We start from the raw sequence: 19,633 nt of genomic DNA, 5'->3' as shown, positions 1-19,633 counted from the left end.
CAAAAAGCTGTTTAGTTATTTATTTTCATATTTTTCAGCATATTCTTTTTGTAATGCATTTACATCTATTTTTCCAACAGTATTTTTAGGTAACTCATCTATGAAAACTATTTTTCTAGGTAATTTATAATGAGCTAATTTAGTTTCACAGTATTTAAAAATTTCTTTTTCAGTAAGTTTTTTGTCATTTTTTAGTACAACAAAAGCAACTGGCATTTCACCTGTTTCGTTAGAGTGTCCTTTGATAACTGCAGCATCTTCAATCTCTTCTTTTTCAGTTAATACTAATTCAACTTCTTTAGGAAAAACATTAAAGCCTGAGACGATAATCATGTGTTTAATGCGTCCTGATATTACTAGACGACCTTGTTCGTCAAGATAGCCCATATCCCCAGTCTTAAGCCAACCATCATCAGTGAAGTGCTCTCTATTAATCTCTGGAAGACTCCAGAATCCAGGCGATTTTTGTGGACCAGTTACCCATATTTCTCCTGTTTCGCCTTGTGGTAGTTCATTACCTTTATCATCATAAATTTTGATATCAGTATTTGGTAATGGAAATCCAACACTACCACTAAAATCTTCTTCAAGTAATGAGTTTACAGTTACAACAGGCGACATTTCTGATAGGCCATAACCTTCTTTAATATTTACACCTGTGATTTTTTTCCATTCTTTAGCTACAGCTTCAGAGGTCGGCATGCCACCACTTATTGAGAGCTTAAAATTAGGGAACTTACTTTGTCTAAATTTTTTATTGTTTAATAGAGCAATATAAAGAGTATTTACAGCAAATATAGTTGAGAAATTACTTTTTCTCATTTCAGCAACTAAGCTTTTGATATCTTTAGGATTAGGTATAAGTATTTGAAAGGCTCCAGAACAGTAAAAAAGAAATAAATTAGCAGTTAAGCTAAATATATGATAAATCGGTAGGGCAGTTAAGACAATTTGTTCACTAAGATCGATATCAAAGCCCTCTGTCCATGCCTTTATCTGATAGATATTTGCTACAATATTCCTATGTAGAAGTATTGTGCCTTTAGGTGTGCCTGTTGTACCACTAGAGTATTGAAGTGCAGCTATATCATCTGGCTTTAATTCAATATTTGTATAGTTTAGAGTATAGTCAGCTTTTATAGCATCTGTAAATGTATCAAACTTATCTTTTGAGTACTTATCTTTCATACCTTTGATATATTTGACTACAAAGGAGATTATTTGTTTTTTTGGAGTAGGATATAAATCGGCAATATCTGTAATCATTTTATATTTTAGATCTTCACATTCATCAGCTATAGCTTCGACATTATGCGCAAGTCCAGATAATACAATTACGCCTTTAGCTTTTGAATCTTGTAGGATTCCTTTGACTTCTCTACTTGTATAGAGAGGGTTTATATTTACAAAAGCACAACCAAGTTTTACCAAAGCAAAAATAACAATTGGAAACTGCAATAAATTAGGTAGCATAATAGCAATATGGTCACCTTTTTGTAATTTCCATTTGTTCTGTAAGAATCCTGCGAATTTGTTAGAATAGTTGTTAATCTCGTCAAAAGTTAGTTTTTCACCGTGACAGCTAAGAGCATTTTTATTGCTGAAATCTTTAGTAGCTTTTTCAAGCATATCTTTTAGAGTAATATTAGGGATATCTATATTCAGAGGAACCTTGTCGGGATAGTTTTTTGTCCATGGCTTAGTGATCATAAAGACCTCCTGATATTTTATAATTTAGTTACTTTTATTATTTTTATACTATTCTCACTCTCCGATATATTTCTTATAAAATAATATGATTTATAGTTAAATATTATATGTTATTTAAGCGTATTTATATAATAATCATTCTTAATCGATTATTTTTATGATTTATACACCAATGTAATTTATAATAATGATTACGTTAATTGAATCACTATTATTATGAAAATTTATCATAATCCAAAATGTTCAAAATCACGTCAAGCAAAGCAAGTTTTGGATCAAAATAATATCAATTATGATACTCATTTATATCTAGACAATCCTTTGTCAGTAAAAGAGATCAAAGAGTTATTAGCAAAATTGAAGCTTTCTATTATAGATATTATTCGTACAAAAGAAGCTATCTGGAAAGAGAACTTTAAAGGTGGTGAATTCACAGATGATGAGCTCATAGAAATAGTGGCTAGCAATCCTAAGTTACTAGAGCGACCGATTATTGAACATAATGATTTTGCTGTAGTGGCAAGGTCTGACGAGAAAATACAAGAAATATTAAATACGCACTAGTTTTGTGTTAGTATTTGAAGAGTGAAATTCTATCAATAGGAGATTTTTTTTATGCATAAAATATTTTATACATTCACAGATGAGGCACCAGCTTTAGCTACTGGTTCATTTTTACCAATAGTTGAAAGCTTCACTAAAGTTGCAGATATCGAGCTAGAAACAAAAGATATATCATTAGCAGCACGTATATTAGCTAACTTCAGTGATTATCTTACAGATGAGCAAAAATGCTCTGATGATTTGGCAATACTTGGAGAATTAGCAAAAACTCCCGATGCTAATATTATCAAGCTTCCTAATATTAGTGCATCAATCCCTCAGCTTACATCTGCTATCAAAGAGCTTCAGTCAAAAGGTTATAAAATTCCTGATTATCCATTTGAGCCAAAAGATGATAAAGAACAGGATATTAAATCTCGTTATGCAAAAGTTTTAGGTAGTGCGGTAAACCCTGTATTAAGAGAAGGTAACTCGGATCGTAGAGTTGCAGATGCAGTTAAAAAGTACGCTGAAAAACATCCACACTCTATGGGTGCATGGACAAAAGATTCTAAATCTCATGTTGCTAGTATGGCAGATAATGATTTTTATGCTAATGAGAAATCTTATATTGTGCCAAAAGCAACTAAGGTTAAGATAGTTTATACAGATACTAAAGGTACTCAAACAGTACTTAAAGATAATCTTGCTTTAGAAGAAAAAGAAATCATTGATGCTACTAAGATTTCAGTAAAAGCACTAAGAGAGTTCTATAAAACTGAAATCGCTAAAGCTAAAAAAGAAGGCACTCTACTTTCACTTCATCTAAAAGCTACAATGATGAAAATTTCTGATCCAATATTATTCGGTCACGCAGTAGAGATTTTCTTTGAAGATGTTTTCAAAAAGTATGCTAAAGAATTTAAAGAGCTTGGTGTGAATCCTCGCAATGGTTGGGGTGATGCAGTAGAAAAGATTAAGCAACTACCTCAAGATGTCCAAGATAAAATCAATGCTGATATTGAAAAGGTATTTGCTAAGCAACCTGATATTGCGATGGTTAACTCTGACAAAGGTATTACAAACCTAAATGTCCCAAGTGATGTTATTGTAGATGCTTCTATGCCTGCAGCTATTCGCTCATCTGGTCAAATGTGGAACAAAGATGGTAAGCTTCAAGATATGAAGGCTATGATTCCTGATAGATGTTATGCAGGTGTATATGCTGCAACTATTGATTTCTGTAAAGAAAATGGTGCTTTTGATGTTACTACTATGGGCGATGTTTCTAACGTTGGTTTGATGGCAAAAAAAGCAGAAGAATATGGTTCTCATGATAAGACATTTGAGATTCAAGCAGATGGTAAAGTTGAAGTTATTGATGCAGAAGGTAATGTGATATTTGAGCATAGTGTTGAGAAAGGCGATATTTGGAGAGCGTGCCAAACTAAAGATATCGCTGTTAAAGACTGGGTTAAACTAGCTGTTAATAGAGCTAGAATTACTCAAAATCCTGCGATTTTCTGGTTAGATTCAAAAAGAGCGCATGATAGAAACTTAATTGCTAAAGTTAATGAGTATCTGACTTTACATGATACTACTGGTCTAGATATCCAAATTTTATCTCCAGTAGAGGCTACGAAGTATTCTCTAAAGAGAATGAAAGAAGGTAAAAATACGATTTCTGTAACTGGTAATGTTTTGAGAGATTACTTGACAGATTTATTCCCTATTTTAGAGCTTGGTACTTCTGCTAAGATGCTTTCTATCGTACCTCTTTTAGCTGGTGGTGGATTATTTGAAACTGGAGCTGGTGGTTCTGCACCTAAGCACGTTGAGCAACTAATTGAAGAAAACCACTTAAGATGGGATTCTTTAGGAGAGTTTTTGGCGTTAGGAGCTTCATTAGAAGACCTAGCAATCAAAACTAGAGATCCTAAAATCAAAGTCTTAGCAGAGGCATTATCTCAAGCAAACCAAGATTTCTTGGATAATGATAAATCACCAAAACGTAAGGTAGGTGAGTTAGATACGAGAGGAAGTCATTTCTATTTGGCTTATTATTGGGTCAAAGCTTTGGCTGAGCAAACTGGTAATGCTGAAATCAAAGCTAAATTTGAACCAATTTATGCTGAGCTAAAAGCTAATGAAGATAAAATTGTTAAAGAACTTAACGATGCCCAAGGTAAAAAAGTAGATCTTGGTGGTTACTACTTTATGGATAGTGATAAGCTAGCAAAAGTAATGAGACCAAGCAAAACTCTAAACTCAATTTTAGCTAAGCTATAACTCTTTATTAAGTCAATTATTTCTTATTCATGCTATAATTCTTTACTAAGAATATGCAATTTCTACCATAAAATTATGAAATTTAAAACGCTATTATCGTTGTCAGAGCTTTTTTGGAATATTTTTAAAGATATATTAGTTTTACTATTTTTGGCTATTTTTGTATTTGTAAGTAGAGTCGTGATGATTTTTCTGAGATTAATTAATAAGATTCTAAAAATTACTGGTATAAAAAAGCGTCTAATGCAGTAGCATGAATACAAATAAAGCTTCATTTAATGATTATCTTAATCAGATACCTACCAAACTTCGTGGCAAGTTTATTTCAGCCATTAATAACAATAAGTTACCAAGACAGCAGCTACTGACTGATTTACAGCTTTTGGCTGAACAGACTAGCCAAAAGATTTTGCCTAAAATAACTTATCCGGATCTTCCTGTTGCTGAAAAAGTTGATGATATAAAAAAGCTTATAGAAGATAATCAGGTTATAGTTGTAGCAGGAGAGACAGGTTCTGGTAAATCAACACAATTACCTAAGATATGTCTTGATTTAGGGCTAGGCAAACGCGGATTAATTGGACATACTCAACCAAGAAGACTTGCTGCAAGATCTATTGCTAGTAGGGTTGCTACTGAGATTGGTGATCAATCAAAAGTATCTTTTAAAATACGTTTTTCAGATCAAACTTCTGAAAATACTTTAATCAAAGTGATGACAGATGGTGTGCTACTATCTGAAATCAAGAATGATAAGTTTTTATCTCAATATGAGGTTATTATTATTGATGAGGCTCATGAAAGAAGTTTAAATATTGACTTTCTACTTGGTTGTATAAAAAAGATACTACCATATAGACCTGATTTAAAAGTAATCATTACCTCAGCAACTATAGATCATCAGAAGTTTATAGATTATTTTCAGAATGCTAAAGATATTACAATTAGTGGTAGAACATACCCTGTTGAAGTCCGTTATCAAAATGATGAGGATTTTGAAGAGTTTTCATTACAAGAGAGAATATTGTATGCTCTTGATGAGCTTGGCAGAGGAGACATTTTAGTCTTTTTGCCTACAGAAAGAGATATCCATGAAACATTAGCATATTTAAACAAACAAGATCTTAGATTTACAGAGGTTTTGCCTTTGTTTTCGAGATTATCAAATAAAGATCAAAATAAAATATTCAACCCAGAGGGTTCTGTACGTAGGGTTATCTTAGCAACCAATGTTGCTGAAACATCTCTGACAGTGCCACGCATAAAATATGTGATAGATTCAGGCTTAGCGAGAATAAGTAGATATAGCTATCGCACCAAGGTGCAGCGCCTACCAATAGAGAAAATTTCTCAAGCAAGTGCTAATCAAAGAGCAGGTCGTTGTGGTAGGTTGTCGGCAGGTGTATGTGTTCGTCTGTATAGTGAGGAAGATTTTAATAATCGTAAAGAATATACCGATCCTGAGATTTTACGTACTAATTTAGCATCTGTTATCTTGCAAATGTTGTTTTTGAAATTAGGAAATATTCAAGATTTTCCATTTATAGATTCTCCAGACTCCAGATTTATTAAAGATGGCTTTAAACTCTTGTTTGAATTACGAGCTATTTCCGAGCTTAATTATTCAAAGCCTAAAATTACTGATGATGGTATCAAAATGGCAATTATGCCATTAGATCCTAAGTTGGCAAAAATAGTTATAGAAGGTCATAGACAAAATACTCTTAAAGAGATTGTCTCGATTGTTAGCTTTTTAAGTGTACAGGACCCGCGTGAGAGACCTCTGAATTTGCAGCAAAAAGCTGATGAAAAACATGCTATTGATAAAGATAAATCTTCTGATTTTATAGCGATTTTAAATTTGGCAAATAGACTAAATTCTGATTTAAAAGGTTTATCAAATAGAGAAAAAAAAGAATATTTTAAAAAGAATTTTATTTCACCAGTCAGATTTAATGAGTGGAATGATATTTATCGACAAATTGTTGAAGTTGTTCACCAGTTTAAATGGAAATTATCATCAAATGAAAAGCTTAATTATGAAAATCTCCATAAAGCCATAGCCAGTGGATTTTTGAGTAACATTGGATTTAATTATGAAAATGCTGAGTATTTAGGAGCTAGGGGGCTTAAGTTTTTTATATTCCCTGGATCTTCTCAGTTTAAGGCAAAGCCAAAATGGTTGTTTTCATCGGAAATAGTTGAAACTACCAAGACATACGCTCGGAATGTTGCAAAAATAGAGCCTGAATGGTTAGAGAGCTTAGCAGAGCATCTTATAAAAAAACATTATGATGAGCCTGTTTGGAGCAAAAAGCATAGAGCTGTTGTAGTCAATGAAAGAGTAACTCTTTATGGCTTAGAGATAGTTTCAAAAAGATCTGTGCAATACGCTAAGATAAATCCTCAAGAGGCTAGAGAGATATTCATTCGAGAAGCTCTTGTAAATGGTGATTTTGATTCTAAAGCGTATTTCTATCAGCAAAATCTCAAGCTTATAAATCAAGTTGAAGAGCTCGAAAACAAATCACGCCGAAAAGATATTTTGGTTGATGAAGAGGTAATGTTTGCACATTATGATAGCTTTATCCCAGATGATGTTTGTAGTGGTGCAACATTTGACAAATGGTTAAAGTCGGTCACAAAAGAGCAGCAAAAGGGCTTTATCTTTGATATAGAAAGTCTAATGCAGCATGATGCTAAAGAAATTACGCAACAGAAGTTTCCTGATGTCTTAACTATCGCAGATATGCATTTGCCATTAGAATATCACTTTGATCCCTTGGATGAGAGGGATGGTGTAACAGTTACTGTACCAATAGTTTTTATCAATGATATAAACCCTGCTGTTTTAGAGTGGGGAGTGTATGGTTTTTTGTATGACAAGATTGTCGCTTTGTTACGTGCTTTACCAAAAAATATTCGTAAAAATTGTGTGCCAGTTCCAACTTATGCTCAAGCTATATTTGAATCAATAGATTTTGATAAGGATAGATATTCTCCTTTGAAGTCTGTTATTGCTAAACATATTACGCGAATAGTGGGTTTTGTGGTAGATGAGACAGTGTGGCAGGATGAGGAGTTGGAGAAACATCTTGTGCTGAATGTAAAAGTTGTTGATGAGCAAGGTAAAACACTAGCTGTTGGTAAGGATATTAATATATTAAAGCAAAAGCTTAAAAACCTTGTAGCTAAACCAAGCCAAGAAGTTGATGAGACGGTTTATTATGATTGGGATTTTGCAGATATTGCCATGACTAGTCAAATCAAAGAGTATGGCATAATGGTCAAAGTCTATAATTGTCTGGAGGAGTATAAAGATGGTGTGAAGCTATCTTATAAGGCAACATTCGATGAGGCTAAGCTATGTATGCAAAAGTCTTTGAAAAGGTTAATTAAACTACGCTTACAGAATCAGTTATCAAAAAATATCAAAAGTAATGACCTAACAAGCTTATCAATGTCATTGAAGCTAAGTGATTCAAAAGATAATGTGGTTGATAAAGCTATAGATTTGAGTTTTTTTGATAGTATTGAGTTGCCATATGCCAAAGCAGATTTTGAAAACTTCTATACTTTAGGAATGCAAGAATTTGTTTCAAATAAAACCAAAGTTGAAGCATTGCTTTTAGAAATAACAAAGTTTAAGTCGCAGCTTGAAAAAAAACTTAATGTTAAAAAAATACCACTTAATTTTATCGAACTTTTTACAGATGTTAGGAATGAGTTTACTGAGCTTTTTACAGATGATTATATATCTCAACCAGTAGAGTTTTTACAGAGGTATAAATATTATCTTCAAGCTTTAGGAAATAGGCTAGAAAAAGCTAAATTAAATCTCCAAAGAGATCGAGGATATCAAATAGAAGTTAATGAGCTAAGATCTAAATTGGCTAAAAAAATAACAGCTAATCATATTGCTAAAAGTGAGTTGATTGGTATAAGAGTTAGTAACTTAATTCAGGAATTATGGGTGTCTTGGTATTTACAAAGTGTTAAGACCAGCGAATCGGTGTCATATAAGAAAATTTTAGCTTACATAAATGAGATATAGCCAGGATACTTTGATATAATTAAATAACTGTAGGTATTATTTTTGCTTTATGAAATATTTGTACGATAAGAGAGTTCTTAATTTTGCAGTGATTATAGTTCTGACTATTGTGACTGTTAACTGGACTTCTTATATTTTTAAGCAAGATGTTAATACATATCTTTTACTTACGCTTATTTTTTTGAGATGTTTGACATCTTTTTTACTTTTGCGTGATTATATGGCTAGTTGGCGTAAGTCGACACAGAAGACCTTTTTGCGTAAAGTTTTTATCAATGTTCCTGTGTTTTTTATCGTTGCTTTTGCCTTTTATGGTCAGGTTAGATTTGCACTTATTTTCTCTGAGTTTTTATCTTATGTGTTTTTAATCAATTTGAGTGTATATTTTTATTGGTATCTCACTAATAGAAGTCAAATAGAGAAAACGAAAACAGCTGTCATTTATGGGGCGGGTGCAGCTGGAACAAAAATAGCTCAAGAGTTATCAGCGACAGGTTATCGTATCAAATTTTTTGTTGATGATGATAAGGCGTTACAGAAGAGAAGTATTGATGGCAAGAGAGTTTTATCAAGCTCGAAGTTGCGTAAAGAGCTACGTTCTTCAAGGTTTGACTTGTTAGTTGTTGCACTGCCTAAAAGAGCTAATCATATAGTTAAAAAAATTTATAAAAAACTAGAATCAAACTTTAATCAGATTAGGATTATGCCTCCTCTTGAGGATGTACTTCAAGACGAAAGTTTTATGTCGCAACTAAAGCCTGTTTCAGTATATGATCTTCTATCAAGAGATTCTAAAAGCCTTGATCAAAAATCTATCTCAAAATTTATCAAAGATAAGGTTATACTAGTCACAGGTGCTGGTGGTAGTATAGGATCTGAGATTGTTAGACAATGTATTAAGTATGAGGCAAAACAGATAGTTCTACTTGATCATAGCGAGTTTAATCTATATAAGATTACAGAAGAATGTCATGGATATAATATCAAAAGTATCCTATGCTCAGTATGTGATCGAGAATCATTTGCTAAAGTTTTTAGCAAGTATTCGCCAAATATAGTTTTTCATGCAGCGGCATATAAACATGTTCCTTTGGTTGAGGAGAATATATCTCGAGCTATCAGAAATAATATTCTAGGCACAAAAAATGCTATAGATTTAGCTATTGATTCAGGGGTTGGCTCATTTATCTTGATATCTACAGATAAAGCTGTGCGTCCGACTAATGTTATGGGAGCCACCAAAAGGGTTTGTGAGTTATACCTACAAAATGTTGAACCAAAAAATACCAAACTTGCTGCTGTTAGGTTTGGTAATGTGCTAGGAAGTAGTGGTAGTGTTATACCAAAATTTGAAGAGCAAATCAGAAACGGTGGTCCTGTTACTGTTACACATCCGGAGATTACAAGATATTTTATGCTTATACCTGAAGCGTGTGAGTTAGTATTACAAGCTGGAGCTATTGCCAAAAACTCCGAAGTTTTTGTGTTAGATATGGGTCAGCCTGTTAAGATATTAGATCTTGCTAAGCAGTTTATCAAACTATCAGGTAGAGATGATATCAATATCGAAATAATAGGTCTGCGTCCAGGTGAGAAACTGTATGAAGAGCTACTTATTGATGAAAACGATATTAGTACTGAATACAAAGATATTTTCATTGGTAAAAGAACATTCTATGATATCAATGTATTAGAAAGTAATCTTCAAACGTTGTTTAAAGAGCAGCCAAATAAACAGTTAGTATTATTAAAAACGATTGTTCCAGAGTTTGATCATAAGTTAAATGGGTAGATAGCTATGTTGTATAAGTTTCTAAAAAGATTTTTAGATATTATTTTGTCTTTTGTGGGTTTGGTTCTTTTAAGTCCAGTATTTTTGATTGTCATATTAATGATAAAAAAAGACTCAAAAGGTCCTATACTCTTTAAACAGAAACGCTATGGTAAGGGTAAGAAGTTCTTTTATATATATAAGTTTAGAACAATGTATGTAGATACACCCAAGGATATGCCGACGCACTTATTGCAAGACCCGTCTAAGTGTATTACAAAAGTTGGTGCTTTTTTGAGAAAGACCTCCCTAGATGAGTTACCTCAGATTATAAATATCCTAAAAGGTGAAATGAGTATCGTTGGACCAAGACCTGCATTATGGAATCAAGACGATTTGATCGCTGAGCGAGATAAGTATGGTGCCAATGATGTGCCTGTCGGATTGACTGGGTGGGCACAAATCAATGGTCGTGATGAGTTGCCGATTGCTCAAAAAGCCAAACTTGATGGTGATTATGTCAAATACAAAAGTACATGGTTTGATATTAAATGCATATTTTTGACAGTCTTTTCAGTATTTGCTAGTAAAGGCGTAGTTGAAGGTGGTACTGGTTCACTAGATAACAAAAAAAATAATAAGAAATAATGAAAAAAGTTCTAATAACTGGTTTAAATAGCTATATTGGTAATTCTTTTGAGAAGAATTGCGGAGATGATTTTATAGTCGAAAAAATATCGCTAAAAGATGAATCATGGCGAATATTAGATTTAAGTCAATATCATACTATATTGCATGTTGCAGGCATTGCACATACTTCAAAAGCTCCTTCTTTAAAAGATAAATACTATGCTGTAAATACTGAATTAACTTATGAGTTAGCCAAGATAGCTAAAAGCTCAGGTGTCAAACAGTTTGTATTTATGAGTAGTATAATTGTATACGGAGATAGTGCGCCAATTGGGCAGCAAAAAATTATTACAAAAGATACTCAGCCGCGACCGGATGATTTTTATGGAGATAGTAAGCTTCAAGCGGAGCTTAAACTAAAAACTCTAGTATCAGAAGATTTTAGTGTTGCAATAATCAGACCACCGATGGTGTATGGTGATGGCTCAAAAGGTAACTATCCTAAGCTTGTTAAACTTGCCAAGTATGCTTTTATCTTCCCTAAAATAGCAAATCAGAGAAGTGTGATACATATTGATAACCTTACTAGTCAACTGAAAGATATTATAAGCAATAATTATGTAGGTATATTTTTACCTCAAGATGCTAAGTATTTTTGTACATCTGAATTTATCAAAGAGTATCGACAAAAAATGGGTAAAAAAACATATTTAACAGCTGTTTTTAACCCATTAATTAAATTACTGGCGACTAAAATAGGGTTTTTGAATAAAGTTTTTGGTAGTATGATATACAAGAAATAACATATTTAGACTATTTTGGTTTGTGGAAAAATGCTTTTAAAAGTAATATAATTTCAGGATGTATGGTTTTGTCGTTTAAAGCGATGTCAGAGGAGTTGTAGTGATAAACCTAATACTTTGTGGTGGTAGTGGTACTAGGCTTTGGCCTATTAGTAGGAAACTACTACCAAAACAGTTTGTGAAGATGTTTAGTGATAGGTCACTATTTCAGTTAACTGTTGAGAGAAATTCTAGTTTGTGTGATTCAACAATGGTTGTCTCAAATGAGGGGCAATTATTTTTAGCAAAAGATCAGTTGGATGAGCTAGGTATTCTAGATAAAAGTATATTTCTAGAAGAGCCTGTTGGTAGAGATACTGCCCCTGCAATTGCCCTGGCATGTATGAAATTAGATCCGCAAGAAATAGTATTTGTAACTCCATCAGATCATGTTATTAATGTTGATGATGAGTATAGAAGTATATTAGTTCAAGCTAAGAAATTAGCTAAAGAAGGTTTTCTTGTTACATTTGGTATTACACCAACTTTTGCTAATACTGGATTTGGCTATATCAAGTCAGCTGGTAATTTTGATGTAGATAGTTTCCATGAGAAGCCAAATGTTGCTACAGCAGAGAAGTTTTTAGCAGATGGTTCATACTACTGGAATTCTGGAATGTTTATGTTTAAAGCAGGCGTCTTTTTAGAAGAGCTAAAGAAACATTCTCCAGAAATATATACAGCGTGTGTTGAAGCATACGACAAAAGCGATCTAAAGAATTCAGATGCTATTAAGTATGATGATATGATGAGTATTCCAGCTAAATCTATAGATTATGCTGTGATGGAGAAATCCAACAAAATAAAGATGGTTGTTGCTGATATTGTATGGAATGATGTGGGTAGCTTTGACTCGCTATTTGATCAATTACCTAAAGATGACAACAATAACACTATCAATAGCAACCATATTAGTATTGATAGTAAAAATAACCTGATCCATAGTGAAAAAGGTCCTAAAAAGGTTGCTACTATTGGGGTGGAAGATCTGATAGTTGTCGATAGTGGCGATGCTCTATTGATTGCTAAAAAAGGTAGCTCTCAACGAGTTAAAGAGGTTGTTGAGCTTCTAAGTGACGATCTTAAAAACATCCACTTAACAGCACATAGACCTTGGGGTACTTATACAGTATTAGAAGATACTCCTGGTTATAAAATCAAGAAGATAGAGGTTAAACCAGGTAAGAGGTTATCTTTACAGAAGCATTATCACCGTAGCGAACATTGGATAGTGGTCTCAGGTACAGCCACAGTGACTAAGGGAGATCAAGAATTTATTGTTAGACCTAATGAGTCTGTGTATATTCGTATGGGTGAAGTGCATAGGTTAGCAAATAATGGTAAGATTCCAGTAGTACTGATAGAGGCGCAAGTCGGTGAATACACTGGTGAAGATGATATCGTAAGATTGGAAGATGATTTTAATAGAGTTTAATTTAATAAAGTAAATATAAGGATTGCAGATGAAAAAAGTAGCATTAATTACAGGTATTACTGGTCAAGATGGTTCATATTTGGCTGAGTTTTTATTAAAAAAAGGCTATGTTGTTCATGGTATCAAAAGAAGAAGTTCACTTTTTAATACTGATAGAATCGACCACTTATACCAAGATCCTCATGTTGAGAATAGAAATTTGATTCTACACTATGGTGATATGACAGATTCTATGAATCTAACTAGAATTATTGCTGATACTCAACCAGATGAGATCTATAACTTAGCTGCGATGAGTCATGTGCATGTATCTTTTGAGACACCAGAATATGTTGCTAATGCTGATGGTACTGGTACTTTGAGAATCTTAGAAGCTGTTAGACTTCTTGGGTTAGAGAAGAAGACTAAGATATATCAAGCAAGTACATCTGAGCTTTATGGTAAAGTTCAAGCGATTCCACAGAGTGAAACTACACCGTTTTACCCAAGATCTCCTTATGCAGTAGCTAAAATGTATGCATTCTGGATTACAGTTAACTATAGAGAAGCGTATGGTATGTATGCTTGTAATGGTATTTTGTTTAATCATGAGTCTCCAGTGCGTGGTGAGACTTTTGTGACTAGAAAGATTACAAGAGCAGCATCTAAGATAGCACTTAACCTTCAAGATAAGCTGTATCTAGGTAATCTAGATGCTAAAAGAGACTGGGGTCATGCCAAAGATTACGTAAGAATGATGTGGATGATTCTGCAAGCTGATCAGCCAGAAGACTGGGTGATTGCTACTGGTCAGACTACTACAGTTAGAGATTTTGTCAAATTATCATTTGCTTATGCAGGTATACATTTAAGATTTGAAAATGAAGGTGTTGATGAGATCGGTGTAGTTGATTCAGTAGATTTAGCTAGAGCTGAAAAAGCGGGTGTTGATTTATCTCATATATCAGAAGGTCAGGTAGTGGTTTGTGTAGATCCTAGATATTTCAGACCTACAGAAGTAGATCTATTATTGGGTGATCCTACAAAGGCTGAACAAAAATTAGGTTGGAGTAGAGAATATGACCTTGAGCATCTTGTAAATGATATGATGGAAAGCGATCTTAAATTAATGACGAAAGATGTTTACCTAAAAGAAGGTGGCTATAGAATAAATAGTTACTTCGAGTAATTTTTATAAATTCTAAATGCTAAATTTTAAATTCTAAGTAGAATCCATGAAAGATAATCTTACACTTGATAAATCGTTTAACTTCTCTATTAGAGTTGTTAAACTTTATAAATATCTATGTGAGAATAAGAAAGAGTATGTTTTATCTATACAACTAGTTCGTTCTGGTACATAAATTGGTGCTAATATTAATGAGGCTCAAGCTGGTCAATCAAAAGCTGACTTTATCGCCAAAATGTGTATAGCTAGCAAAGAAGCAAGAGAAACCAAGTATTGGATAAACCTTCTTATTAAAACAGATTATTTGGACAAAGATGACAAGCATGTTCAGTCAATTATCGATGATATTGATGAAATAGTAAAGCTATTAACAAGCATAATAAAAAGTTGTCAAAACAAAATTTAAATTTCTCACGAACTTGGGTGGAAAATAGATGGAAAATAATTCAAAATTCAAAATTCAAAATTCAACATTAGATAAATCTGCTAAGATTTATGTGGCTGGTCACAGAGGTTTGGTTGGCTCAGCTATTGTTAAAAATCTTCAATCTAAGGGTTATACTAATCTTGTGATGAGGACTCATGCAGAGCTTGATTTAACTAATCAAAAAGCTGTTGAGGATTTTTTTAAGGTAGAAAAACCTGAGTATGTGATTTTAGCGGCAGCTAAAGTTGGTGGGATTGTTGCGAACAATACTTATCGAGCAGAATTTATCTACGATAATATTCAGATTCAAAATAATGTTATCCATCAAAGTTATGTAAATGGTGTTAAGAAGCTTCTATTTTTGGGTAGTACATGTATATATCCTAAAGAGGCTCCGCAACCTATGCCAGAAAATTGTTTATTAACTAGTCCATTAGAGTATACTAATGAGCCGTATGCTATTGCAAAGATAGCTGGTATCAAAATGTGTGAGAGCTACAATTTGCAATATGGTACAAATTTTATATCTGTGATGCCAACTAACTTATATGGTCCAAATGATAACTTCGATCTTGAGAAATCTCATGTTTTACCAGCTCTAATTAGAAAGGCTCATTTAGGTAAATGTCTTGAAAACAATGACTGGGATGCAATTAGAGCTGATATGAAAACTAGTCCTATTGAAGGTGTGGATCACAACTCTTCACAAGAAGAAATTTTAGCTATATTAGAGAAGTACGGTATACAATTAAGCATTGAAAATTCAAAATTCAACACTGCCATTGAGATATGGGGTACTGGTAAGCCAAGAAGAGAATTTTTATACTCTGAAGATATGGCAGATGCATGTGTGTTTTTATTAGAAAATAGAGACTTCAAGGATACCTACTCCAAAGATGCTAAAGAGATAAGAAATACTCATATCAATATCGGTACGGGAGTTGATATCTCTATCAGAGAGTTAGCTGAGCTTATCAAGGGTGTAATTGACTTCAAAGGTGAACTTAAGTTTAATGCTGATAAGCCAGATGGTACTATGGTCAAGCTTACTGATCCATCTAAACTACATTCTCTTGGTTGGAAACACAAGGTAGAGCTTAAAGATGGTATTAGAAAAATTTACGACTGGTATCTTTCAAAGTCTTAAACTCAACTTAATATTCAAAGTCTTTTATTTTTCATAATATTTTCAACATACTTAGTTCTTCGATTGAAATTATGGCTGGCTATTCGTATACTATCATATAAGTATTGAGATTGTTTTATTAGGTGTTCTTATGAAAGGTATAATATTAGCTGGAGGAAGTGGTACACGACTGTATCCAATTACAAAAGGTGTGAGTAAACAGCTTACACCAATATATGATAAGCCACTTATCTACTATCCACTTTCTGTACTTATGTTGGCTGGTCTGAAAGATATACTTATAATTACAACAGAACAAGATCAGCCTAGTTTTAAGAATCTTTTAGGAGATGGTACTGATCTTGGCATCAATCTGGAATATATCATACAACCTAGCCCAGATGGACTTGCTCAAGCTTTTATATTAGCTGAGGAATTTTTGGCAGGTGATTCAGCTTGTCTTGTGCTTGGTGATAATATCTTCTATGGTCATGGTCTACCAGAAATGTTTGCTGAAAGTATCCAAAATGTAGAGAAAGAAAACTGTGCTAACATTTTTGGTTACTATGTTGATGATCCAGAGAGATACGGTGTTGCTGATTTTGATGCAGATGGAAATGTAATTAGTATCGAAGAGAAACCGAAGAAGCCAAAATCAAACTATGCCGTTGTGGGCTTATACTTCTATCCTAGTGATGTGGTGGCTAAGGCTAAGCAAGTGCAACCATCAGAGAGGGGAGAGTTAGAGATTTCTACTCTTAATCAAATGTATCTTGATGAAGCGCGTCTTAAAGTTAAGACTATGGGTAGGGGGTATGCATGGCTTGATACTGGTACACATGAGAGTATGTTGGCTGCGAGTAACTTTATCCAAACTATAGAAGATAGGCAAGGGCTAAAGGTAGCATGTCTCGAAGAGATCGCTTATGAGATGGGATATATCTCAAAAGATCAACTTCTTAAATTAGCACAACCACTCAAGAAAAATCAATATGGTCAGTATTTGATAAAAAGAGCAAAAGAGCGAGCAGTACCACGATGAAATTTACACGTACACATATCAACGATATCATTATTTGTGAGCCTACTGTTCACGGTGATGATAGAGGTTATTTTGTAGAGACTTTTCGAGAAGATAAACTCTTTGATTTCTTAGGTTATAATATTAATTTCTGTCAAGATAATGAGTCGAAGAGCTCTTATGGTGTGCTTAGAGGCTTACATTATCAGCTAGCTCCACATGCGCAGACTAAGCTTGTCAGAGTGATCCAAGGTAGAGTATTAGATGTTGCTGTAGATATCCGTAAGGGTAGTCCTACTTTTGGTCAATATGTGGCAGTAGAGTTAAGTGCTGAGAATAAAAAACAACTATTAATTCCTAGAGGGTTTGCTCATGGTTTTGTGGTTTTAGAAGATGATACTGTATTTACATATAAAGTTGACAATTATTATGCTCCTGAGTGTGATAGAGGTATTGCTTTTGATGATGAGAGTATCGCTATAAATTGGCAAGTACCTGCTGATAAGCTCAAGTTGTCAGCAAAAGATAGGGTTCAACCGAAATTGAATGATACCGTTGATTTATTTGAATTTGGTAAAAGTTATTACTAATGCTGAATTTTGAATTGGTAGTTGATGAGTTGTTGGATTGTAGTCCAAGATATTTAATAAGCATTAAGCATTAAGCATTAAGCATTAAGCATTAAGCATTAAGCATTAAGCATTAAGCATTAAGAATTAAGAATTAAGAATTATGAAAGTATTGATAACAGGTTGTAGTGGTCAGTTAGGCTCTGAATTAAAAGAGTTGGTATCTAATTCAAAATTAGAAATTCAAAGTTATACATTTATATTTGCAGATAGTAAGTTATTAAATATTATAGATCACGAAGCAGTTAAGCAATTTATTATTGATAATAATATTAGGGCTATTGTTAATTGTGCAGCATATACTGCCGTAGATAAAGCTGAAGCTGATATTGACATGGCAGATAAGATAAATCATCTTGCTGTTGCTAATATGGCTATGGTTGCAAAAGAGCATGGTGTTAAGTTGATACATGTATCTACAGATTATGTCTTTGATGGTGAGAGTTTTAGGCCATATATTGAGAGTGATAAGACAAATCCTCAAAGTATCTATGGCTCTACTAAGCTAGCAGGTGAAGAGGCTATACAGAGAATAAATCCTAAAGGCTCTATAATTATTAGGACGTCTTGGGTTTATTCGTACTATGGTAATAATTTTGTCAAAACAATGCTTCGCCTTGGTGGAGAAAGAGATTCTTTAGGTGTGATATATGATCAGGTTGGCACTCCTACTTATGCTAGAGACTTAGCAAAAGCTATTTTAGATATACTTCCAAAAATTCAAAATTCAAAATTCAAAATTTATAATTATAGTAACGAGGGTGTAACAAGTTGGTATGATTTTGCAAAAGAGATCATGAGTATTGCAAATATTGGTTGTCAGGTTAATCCTATTGAGACAGTAGCATATCCAACTCCAGCAAAACGACCACATTATAGTGTCTTGAATAAGAGCAAGATAAAGTCAGATTTTGGTATAGAGATACCATATTGGAAAGATTCATTACGAGATTGTATAAAAAGATTACAAAAGGATTTATAGAAATGTACAAAGCAAAAAACATATTAGTAACGGGGGCAGCAGGTTTTATAGGTAGCAACTATGTACGTATGATGTTATCAAGATATGATGATGTAAAGATTGTATCTTATGATAAACTTACCTATGCAGGAAGTTTAGATAATTTAAAAAATTTAGAGAATGAGCATAATCATACTTTTATAAAAGGCGATATATGTGATGAGACTTTGGTATATGAAACTCTTAAGAATCATAATATTGAAACTATAGTACATTTTGCAGCTGAGTCGCATGTAGATAACTCAATTGCTAATCCAAAAGTATTCTTAGAGACAAATGTAATAGGTACATTTAATCTTTTAAACTGTGCTAAGAGATATTGGTTGGATGAGTTAGGTCTAGATGAGACTAATTGTAAATTTCATCATGTATCTACAGATGAAGTGTATGGTACATTATCAAAAGAAGATCCAGCTTTTACAGAAGAAAAGGCTTATGAGCCGAATTCACCATATTCAGCATCTAAAGCAGGATCTGATCATATTGTTAGGGCATATCATCATACTTATAAATTGCCAGTTACGATTTCGAATTGCTCAAATAACTATGGGCCATATCAACATCCTGAGAAGTTGATACCAGTTGTAATTAATAGCTGTATCAACCAAAAGCCTATTCCGGTATATGGAGATGGTTCAAATATTCGTGATTGGTTGTATGTGTTAGATCATTGTGATGCTATACAAACAGTAGTTGAAAAGGGTGTGATAGGAGAAGTTTATAATATAGGAGGTATTAATGAGGTTGATAATCTGACACTTATAAATACTATATGTAAGTTAATGGATGAGTATAAGCCAGAGAATGCACCACATAATAGGCTAATATCATTTGTAGAAGATAGAAAAGGACATGACTGGAGATATGCTATAGATAATAGCAAGATCCAAAATGAGTTAGGTTGGAAGCCATCTCAAGACTTTGAGAAAATGTTTAAAGAAACTATCGAATTTTATTTGGTATAAGC

Annotated in this window: 16 protein-coding genes; 15 read left to right on the top strand and 1 reads right to left on the bottom strand. The window is 33.3% G+C overall.

Going from position 1 to position 19,633, the window contains the following annotated elements; translation table 11 throughout:
* Positions 1 to 15: 15 nt before the first annotated feature.
* Complete coding sequence (locus tag IMS64_RS07205; protein WP_211490296.1) at positions 16 to 1,710, bottom strand: long-chain-fatty-acid--CoA ligase; 1,695 nt, start codon at positions 1,708 to 1,710, stop codon at positions 16 to 18.
* A 216-nt stretch (positions 1,711 to 1,926) separates the two neighbouring features.
* Between IMS64_RS07205 and IMS64_RS07200 the strand changes: the two genes are divergently transcribed.
* From IMS64_RS07200 to rfbB, 15 genes are all read left to right on the top strand, one after another.
* Complete coding sequence (locus IMS64_RS07200; protein ID WP_211490295.1) at positions 1,927 to 2,274, top strand: arsenate reductase family protein; 348 nt, start codon at positions 1,927 to 1,929, stop codon at positions 2,272 to 2,274.
* A 51-nt stretch (positions 2,275 to 2,325) separates the two neighbouring features.
* Positions 2,326 to 4,542: an NADP-dependent isocitrate dehydrogenase gene (locus IMS64_RS07195; protein WP_211490294.1), complete on the top strand. Its 2,217-nt coding sequence runs from the start codon at positions 2,326 to 2,328 to the stop codon at positions 4,540 to 4,542.
* Between the two features lie 253 nt (positions 4,543 to 4,795).
* Positions 4,796 to 8,596, top strand: coding sequence for an ATP-dependent RNA helicase HrpA (gene hrpA / locus IMS64_RS07190; RefSeq protein WP_211490293.1), 3,801 nt, complete (start codon positions 4,796 to 4,798; stop codon positions 8,594 to 8,596).
* A gap of 49 nt (positions 8,597 to 8,645) precedes the next feature.
* Positions 8,646 to 10,388 carry a polysaccharide biosynthesis protein gene (locus tag IMS64_RS07185; protein WP_211490292.1) on the top strand — a complete coding sequence of 581 codons (1,743 nt, stop codon included), beginning with the start codon at positions 8,646 to 8,648 and terminating at the stop codon, positions 10,386 to 10,388.
* A 6-nt stretch (positions 10,389 to 10,394) separates the two neighbouring features.
* The gene (locus IMS64_RS07180; RefSeq protein WP_211490291.1) at positions 10,395 to 11,015 is read left to right on the top strand and encodes a sugar transferase; all 621 of its coding nucleotides are present in this window, start codon (positions 10,395 to 10,397) and stop codon (positions 11,013 to 11,015) included.
* On the top strand, positions 11,012 to 11,800 hold the full coding sequence (locus IMS64_RS07175) for an NAD-dependent epimerase/dehydratase family protein (protein ID WP_211491102.1): 789 nt from the start codon (positions 11,012 to 11,014) through the stop codon (positions 11,798 to 11,800). Before IMS64_RS07180 ends, IMS64_RS07175 begins: the two co-directional genes overlap by 4 nt.
* Positions 11,801 to 11,900: 100 nt before the next feature.
* Positions 11,901 to 13,274, top strand: coding sequence for a mannose-1-phosphate guanylyltransferase/mannose-6-phosphate isomerase (locus tag IMS64_RS07170; RefSeq protein ID WP_211490290.1), 1,374 nt, complete (start codon positions 11,901 to 11,903; stop codon positions 13,272 to 13,274).
* Between the two features lie 28 nt (positions 13,275 to 13,302).
* Positions 13,303 to 14,442 carry a GDP-mannose 4,6-dehydratase gene (gene gmd, locus IMS64_RS07165; protein WP_211490289.1) on the top strand — a complete coding sequence of 380 codons (1,140 nt, stop codon included), beginning with the start codon at positions 13,303 to 13,305 and terminating at the stop codon, positions 14,440 to 14,442.
* A gap of 46 nt (positions 14,443 to 14,488) precedes the next feature.
* On the top strand, positions 14,489 to 14,617 hold the full coding sequence (locus tag IMS64_RS09845; RefSeq protein WP_244972895.1) for a four helix bundle protein: 129 nt from the start codon (positions 14,489 to 14,491) through the stop codon (positions 14,615 to 14,617).
* A gap of 60 nt (positions 14,618 to 14,677) precedes the next feature.
* Entirely contained in the window at positions 14,678 to 14,848 is a 171-nt protein-coding gene (locus tag IMS64_RS09840; RefSeq protein WP_244972894.1) for a four helix bundle protein, read from the top strand.
* Positions 14,849 to 14,876: 28 nt separating this feature from the next.
* On the top strand, positions 14,877 to 16,016 hold the full coding sequence (locus IMS64_RS07155; RefSeq protein WP_211490288.1) for a GDP-L-fucose synthase family protein: 1,140 nt from the start codon (positions 14,877 to 14,879) through the stop codon (positions 16,014 to 16,016).
* A 130-nt stretch (positions 16,017 to 16,146) separates the two neighbouring features.
* Positions 16,147 to 17,037 (top strand): glucose-1-phosphate thymidylyltransferase RfbA, encoded by an 891-nt coding sequence (gene rfbA / locus IMS64_RS07150; RefSeq protein WP_211490287.1) that lies wholly within the window; start codon positions 16,147 to 16,149, stop codon positions 17,035 to 17,037.
* Positions 17,034 to 17,606: a dTDP-4-dehydrorhamnose 3,5-epimerase gene (gene rfbC / locus IMS64_RS07145; RefSeq protein ID WP_211490286.1), complete on the top strand. Its 573-nt coding sequence runs from the start codon at positions 17,034 to 17,036 to the stop codon at positions 17,604 to 17,606. The genes rfbA and rfbC overlap by 4 nt, the downstream gene beginning before the upstream one ends.
* A 142-nt stretch (positions 17,607 to 17,748) precedes the next feature.
* A complete protein-coding gene (rfbD, locus tag IMS64_RS07140) occupies positions 17,749 to 18,627 on the top strand; it encodes a dTDP-4-dehydrorhamnose reductase (RefSeq protein ID WP_211490285.1) in 879 nt (292 codons plus the stop codon).
* A 2-nt stretch (positions 18,628 to 18,629) separates the two neighbouring features.
* Positions 18,630 to 19,631 carry a dTDP-glucose 4,6-dehydratase gene (gene rfbB / locus IMS64_RS07135; RefSeq protein WP_211490284.1) on the top strand — a complete coding sequence of 334 codons (1,002 nt, stop codon included), beginning with the start codon at positions 18,630 to 18,632 and terminating at the stop codon, positions 19,629 to 19,631.
* The last annotated feature ends 2 nt before the right edge of the window (positions 19,632 to 19,633 follow it).

The organism is Francisella philomiragia (assembly GCF_018135955.1).
Taxonomy (GTDB): domain Bacteria; phylum Pseudomonadota; class Gammaproteobacteria; order Francisellales; family Francisellaceae; genus Francisella; species Francisella philomiragia.
The sequence above is the reverse complement of the archived record's forward strand: the minus strand, read 5'-3'. Positions and strand labels throughout refer to the sequence as shown.

What these genes read in the sequence shown, in the direction of transcription:
- IMS64_RS07205 (WP_211490296.1), bottom strand. Translation starts at nt 1,710, where the DNA reads ATGATCACTAAGCCATGGACAAAAAACTATCCCGACAAGGTTCCTCTG.
- IMS64_RS07200 (WP_211490295.1), top strand. Translation starts at nt 1,927, where the DNA reads ATGAAAATTTATCATAATCCAAAATGTTCAAAATCACGTCAAGCAAAG.
- IMS64_RS07195 (WP_211490294.1), top strand. Translation starts at nt 2,326, where the DNA reads ATGCATAAAATATTTTATACATTCACAGATGAGGCACCAGCTTTAGCT.
- hrpA (WP_211490293.1), top strand. Translation starts at nt 4,796, where the DNA reads ATGAATACAAATAAAGCTTCATTTAATGATTATCTTAATCAGATACCT.
- IMS64_RS07185 (WP_211490292.1), top strand. Translation starts at nt 8,646, where the DNA reads ATGAAATATTTGTACGATAAGAGAGTTCTTAATTTTGCAGTGATTATA.
- IMS64_RS07180 (WP_211490291.1), top strand. Translation starts at nt 10,395, where the DNA reads ATGTTGTATAAGTTTCTAAAAAGATTTTTAGATATTATTTTGTCTTTT.
- gmd (WP_211490289.1), top strand. Translation starts at nt 13,303, where the DNA reads ATGAAAAAAGTAGCATTAATTACAGGTATTACTGGTCAAGATGGTTCA.
- IMS64_RS09845 (WP_244972895.1), top strand. Translation starts at nt 14,489, where the DNA reads ATGAAAGATAATCTTACACTTGATAAATCGTTTAACTTCTCTATTAGA.
- IMS64_RS09840 (WP_244972894.1), top strand. Translation starts at nt 14,678, where the DNA reads ATGTGTATAGCTAGCAAAGAAGCAAGAGAAACCAAGTATTGGATAAAC.
- IMS64_RS07155 (WP_211490288.1), top strand. Translation starts at nt 14,877, where the DNA reads ATGGAAAATAATTCAAAATTCAAAATTCAAAATTCAACATTAGATAAA.
- rfbA (WP_211490287.1), top strand. Translation starts at nt 16,147, where the DNA reads ATGAAAGGTATAATATTAGCTGGAGGAAGTGGTACACGACTGTATCCA.
- rfbC (WP_211490286.1), top strand. Translation starts at nt 17,034, where the DNA reads ATGAAATTTACACGTACACATATCAACGATATCATTATTTGTGAGCCT.
- rfbD (WP_211490285.1), top strand. Translation starts at nt 17,749, where the DNA reads ATGAAAGTATTGATAACAGGTTGTAGTGGTCAGTTAGGCTCTGAATTA.
- rfbB (WP_211490284.1), top strand. Translation starts at nt 18,630, where the DNA reads ATGTACAAAGCAAAAAACATATTAGTAACGGGGGCAGCAGGTTTTATA.